Below are 4,528 nucleotides of genomic sequence, written 5' to 3'. Positions count from 1 at the left end.
GATCGAGCGCGATCCGGACGCGCAGGCGCCCGCCGGCGGCGTCAGCTCCACCGCGCGCGATCTTGCGCAATGGGTGCGCCTCGTGCTGGGCGACGGGGCCCATGCCGGCAAGACGCTGATTGCCGCCGACGCGCTGGCCCAGACGCATGCGCCGCTGATGACGCGGGGCAGGAACCCCGTCTCCGGCGGCGAATCCTTCTATGGCCTCGGCTGGAACGTCGAATTCGGCCGGCACGGTTTGAGTTGGGGCCATGCGGGCGCCTTCAGCGTCGGCGCGCGCACCCTGGTGACGATCTTCCCGAAGGAGAAGCTCGGCATCGTCATCCTCGCCAACGCCTTCCCGACAGGCGTGCCGGAGGGACTGTCCGACAGTTTCGCCGATCTCGTCTTCGACGGTGCTGTCGAGCAGGATTGGGTCAATGCGTGGGACGGCATCTATGCCGGCATGTTCGGTCCGGTGGTCGAGGCGGCCAAGGCCACCTTTGCCGCGCCGCCGTCTCCGGCAAGGCCGGCCGGGCCGGCCAGTGCCTATGCCGGCCGCTACGCCAACGACTTCATAGGCCAGGCGGACGTGTCGAGCGCGGGAGACGGCCTTGTCCTCAGGGTCGGCCCCACCAGCGCCCGGTCCTATTCCCTGACGCATTTCGACGGCGACCTGTTCCTGATCTACCCCGATGCCGAAATGCCGGACAGGCCGACGGGCGTCAGTTTCGTCGTCGGCCCCGACGGCAAGGCGTCGACGATCACCATCGAGTTCCTCGACGACAATCATCTCGGCACGCTGCGGCGCGTTGCCGACTAGATTGGCCAAGATAGGTCGCCGTTGGTGATGCACATAGCAGCGATAGCAAGCACCTTTGCGCTTGCCTTGAAGGCATTCTATTTTGCAGGTGGTAGCGGCTCGTGGGCATAAAATGTCGGTACTGCCTTTCCTGAGAATTTACGCGCCGCTCAACGCGGTGCTGGCTGCGCCTGGGCTTCTGGCGGTGGCTGCGCTGACGATACCGGACCTGTCCGGGCGCGGCAGACTGGCCCTGGCGGCCGTGCTCGCTGTCATTTGGGGCGCCTATCTTCTGCAACTGGCTGGGACGCTGCTCAAGCGCCGGGCGGGAGACCTGCGGAACAGGACGCCCGAAATCGCCATCGATGTGCTCGCGGTCGTGGTTCCACTCGCCGCATTTCTGCTCGTCGGCACGCCCGACCGCAGCCTCTACTGTGCCGTCTGGTTGCTGAAACCGCTGCGCGACTCGACCTTCTTCCCGGTCCTGGGCAGGGTGCTGGCCAACGAAGCGCGCAATCTGATCGGCGTCACCACGCTCTTCGGCGTCGTTCTGTTCGGTGTCGCGCTCGCGGCCTATGTCATCGAGCGCGACATCCAACCGGAAAGGTTCGGCAGCATCCCCCAGGCAATGTGGTGGGCGGTGGTCACGCTGTCGACCACCGGCTATGGCGACGAGATTCCGCAAAGCTTCGCCGGCCGCGTCCTTGCCGGGTTGGTCATGATGAGTGGCATCGGCATCTTCGCGCTCTGGGCCGGCATTCTTGCCACCGGTTTCTATCAGGAAGTTCGCCGCGAGGATTTCGTCCGTAATTGGCGATTGGTCACCGCCGTGCCGTTGTTTCAGAAGCTCGGCCCGGCCGTGCTGGTCGAGATCGTGCGCGCGTTAAGGCCCCGCATCGTGCCGGCGGGCGCCGTGATCTGCCGCAAAGGCGAGACCGGCGATCAGATGTTCTTCGTCGTGGAGGGCCGCGTCAGCGTCGCGATGTCGAACCCGGTGGAACTTGGCCCTGGAGCCTTTTTCGGCGAGATGGCGCTGATCAGCGGCGAACCGCGTATGGCGACTGTCAGCGCCGCAACGGCGGTCTCACTGCTGTCACTGCACTCGGCGGATTTCCAGATGTTGTGCAGCAGCAGCCCGGAGATCGCGGAAATCATCCGCAAGACCGCGCTGGAGCGGCGAGGCGCGGCGCCGTTGGCTTGACCGCATTAGGTGTGCAGTCCCGGACATGCTGTTTCATCGATCCTGGTCGTCAGGAAGGGGATGCGACGGGAAGGTTGCCAATTGCCCGCCGATGTCGATCCGGGCCGCCGCGACGCGCAGTATTGGCCTCAACGTGGGAGAAGCAGAGAGACTTTGACACGCGGTGCGAAAAAGCAGCGCAGATACGGCTGATGGGTTATGACGTAGGTATTCTCGCAGATGTGGAATTGGCCGTCCGGGGATTCCTGTACACGCTCCCGTGGGATGGTGAAATTATGCGGCAGGTAAGTGTACCCGCCGTCAATTCTGGACCGCACCGAAGATGGAGGTATGGCGCGGCAATCATGACCACCGCAACACTTGAATTTCGTCAGCGGGTCGATCTTGTCTTCGTACCAGTCATGGGCGTTCGCGCCCGTTGCGGCGGCGATACATATTGCCGTGAGGATGAACCTTCGCATGGCATTCGGCGGACGCTGCTCAGTCGAGCACCCATGTATATTAGCGTCCCGCCAAAAATTCCATTGATGCGGTGCGCCTTGCCCGCTCGTCATCAGCTCAGGAGGCCTGGCCGTAGTGCAGCAGCTTGAAGCAATCGCCGCTGCCGGACTTTGACTGCGTCAGCAGCGGTTTCGATCGCTCGATCCATTCCTGCTGTGAACCGGCATCGGCCTCGATCTGCTCGGCTGGGGCAAGGGTGACGAAGCCACGCCCCTTGCTGAACAGCCAGCAGGCGCGGGCGAGAAATCGCCTGCTGCGCTGGCGCAGCAGGTCGGCATCGTAAAGGATGTCGAGAACCTCGTGCTTGATCTTCCGTTCCTTTTCGGAATTGGCTACAGCAAGCTCGATCGGCTCATCGCCGATCGCCTCCTGCAGGTCCTTGTAGTCGAGGGCGAGCTGGGTGCTGGCATATTTGATCTCGCTCTCGTCCCGCACGATGTTGAACCACAGCGTCGGGTCGAGTTCGTTGACAATGAACGTCGTTTCGAAATCACGCGACAGGTTCAATATGTCGAAGGACTGCACATCGACGTCGCGTTCGACCAGCAGGATCTTGCCGACCTGTTTGCCGAGCTCGGTTCCCTGCGCGCTGATCGCGCCGTTCTTTCCGCCGAGTTCGGGATCGACATAGGCGCCGCCAATATCCAGCACGTCGTCGAACTCGCCGAGCGTTTCGACGACCGGGGCGCCGCGGGCAATGCGCGCCGCCAGCCTTGCCATGACCTGCTGGAGCTCAATCTCGCGCTTGCGCTGATCCTGATAGTTCTGCTGGAAAAAGAAGATGAACAGCGAGACGCCGATGCCGATCAGGATCACGCCCAGTTGCGAAAAGATGTTCCGGTAATATTCCAGCAGCTTTTCACGATGGCGCACGTCTTCGCGCACGCTGTGCGCCACGCGAAGATTGACGATCAGCGATAGGATCAGCAGCCCGGCTCCAACCAGGATGAGGCCGCCGATGAGAAGGTAGCCATGGCCTGCGCCGAAATCCATTGGCCTGCCCCGAAGCCCAGCCTGCGCAGATTAATACCATTTTGCTCAAACACCTATGGTTCGTGGCACGGAACCTCGGCGCCGGCTTTCGCGCCACTAGGCCTGCTTGCGCCGGCCGGTTCGCTTTTTCGCCGGCGACCTGGCCGCGGGGCTGGCGGCCTCGACCGCTTGCATGGCAAGCCTGGCCTGCTTCAAGCGTTCGGTCTTTCGTTCGCGTTCGGCCGCTTCGCCATCGATGATCTGGCGGGCCGCCCTGGTCGTGGCGTCCTGCTTCGTTTCGATGGCTGTCGGCTTCGGCTTGAATATTCCTTCGGGTATCGGCTGGTGCTGCATGTGACTGTCTCCAATCATGAAAAAGAAAAAAGGCCGGGCGAAACCCGGCCTCTCCCATGCGCCTCGATGATCGATGCCAGTACATCCGTGGTCAAAGACCAGAAGCGCAATCTGTCTACGCGGCCTGAAGGTTCTCGGCCGAACTCTTGCCGTTGCGGCTGTCCTTCACGATTTCGAAGCTGACCTTCTGCCCCTCGACGAGGGACCCCATGCCGGCGCGCTCGACGGCCGAGATGTGCACGAAGACATCCGGCTGCCCGTTGCCCAGCTCGATGAAGCCGAAGCCCTTGGTTGCATTGAAGAACTTTACCGTTCCAGTATTCATGACGATTTCCTTTCAATCAGCCATAGAAAAATTGCTCGCCGTACAGCCTGCGCGGCAAACTTTTCAGATCGATTTTGAGAGGAAGATCGCTGAGAGCGCGGATTGCGCCAGAACAAGGTTCAACAAGCAAGATCGATACTTGCAACATAGAGCCTGTGGGTTTGTAGACAAGGCGCAGCGTGAAAATAATTCTTTTTCTCCAAGGATAGGTCGGGTTCGGCAGCGGTTTTTTCCACCCGGCTTGCTCGTGGCTTGGCCGCCGTGGGTTACGCCGGCGAAGCTGCCAATCTCCCCAGGTGGGGATATGACTGGCCGGGCAGAGGGGCGCCAAAGGGTCGCGACGATCGACGGACGGCGGCAACAGGCAGTTGACCCGGCCGCCCATACGCGCGAT

6 protein-coding genes are annotated in these 4,528 nt (G+C 62.0%); 2 read left to right on the top strand and 4 right to left on the bottom strand.

The genetic code is table 11. From position 1 onward, the window contains the following. A partial coding sequence (locus EN742_RS25385; protein ID WP_128333413.1) for a serine hydrolase occupies window positions 1-802 on the top strand: 802 nt, incomplete at its 5' end. 112 nt (window positions 803-914) lie between these two features. Next, window positions 915-1,982, top strand: a complete 1,068-nt coding sequence (locus EN742_RS25380) for a cyclic nucleotide-gated potassium channel (RefSeq protein ID WP_126055434.1) — start codon at window positions 915-917, stop codon at window positions 1,980-1,982. A gap of 558 nt (window positions 1,983-2,540) precedes the next feature. Here the strand turns inward: EN742_RS25380 and EN742_RS25375 are convergent. From EN742_RS25375 to EN742_RS38250, 4 genes are all read right to left on the bottom strand, one after another. Next, entirely contained in the window at window positions 2,541-3,476 is a 936-nt protein-coding gene (locus EN742_RS25375) for a hypothetical protein (protein WP_126055433.1), read from the bottom strand. A 96-nt stretch (window positions 3,477-3,572) separates the two neighbouring features. Then, entirely contained in the window at window positions 3,573-3,809 is a 237-nt protein-coding gene (locus EN742_RS25370) for a hypothetical protein (RefSeq protein ID WP_126055432.1), read from the bottom strand. A 115-nt stretch (window positions 3,810-3,924) separates the two neighbouring features. After that, window positions 3,925-4,134, bottom strand: coding sequence for a cold-shock protein (locus EN742_RS25365; RefSeq protein ID WP_126055431.1), 210 nt, complete (start codon window positions 4,132-4,134; stop codon window positions 3,925-3,927). Between the two features lie 16 nt (window positions 4,135-4,150). After that, window positions 4,151-4,528 (bottom strand): hypothetical protein (locus tag EN742_RS38250; protein WP_189375578.1); only part of this gene is annotated, 378 nt, incomplete at its 5' end.

It is taken from the genome of Mesorhizobium sp. M4A.F.Ca.ET.020.02.1.1 (genome assembly GCF_004022645.1).
Classification (GTDB): Bacteria; Pseudomonadota; Alphaproteobacteria; order Rhizobiales; family Rhizobiaceae; genus Mesorhizobium.
This window is presented reverse-complemented; position numbering and strand designations above follow the sequence as displayed.

Bases quoted from the DNA above. Each gene is read 5' to 3' on its own strand.
- EN742_RS25380 (WP_126055434.1), top strand. From the start codon at position 915: ATGTCGGTACTGCCTTTCCTGAGAATTTACGCGCCGCTCAACGCGGTG.
- EN742_RS25375 (WP_126055433.1), bottom strand. From the start codon at position 3,476: ATGGATTTCGGCGCAGGCCATGGCTACCTTCTCATCGGCGGCCTCATC.
- EN742_RS25370 (WP_126055432.1), bottom strand. From the start codon at position 3,809: ATGCAGCACCAGCCGATACCCGAAGGAATATTCAAGCCGAAGCCGACA.
- EN742_RS25365 (WP_126055431.1), bottom strand. From the start codon at position 4,134: ATGAATACTGGAACGGTAAAGTTCTTCAATGCAACCAAGGGCTTCGGC.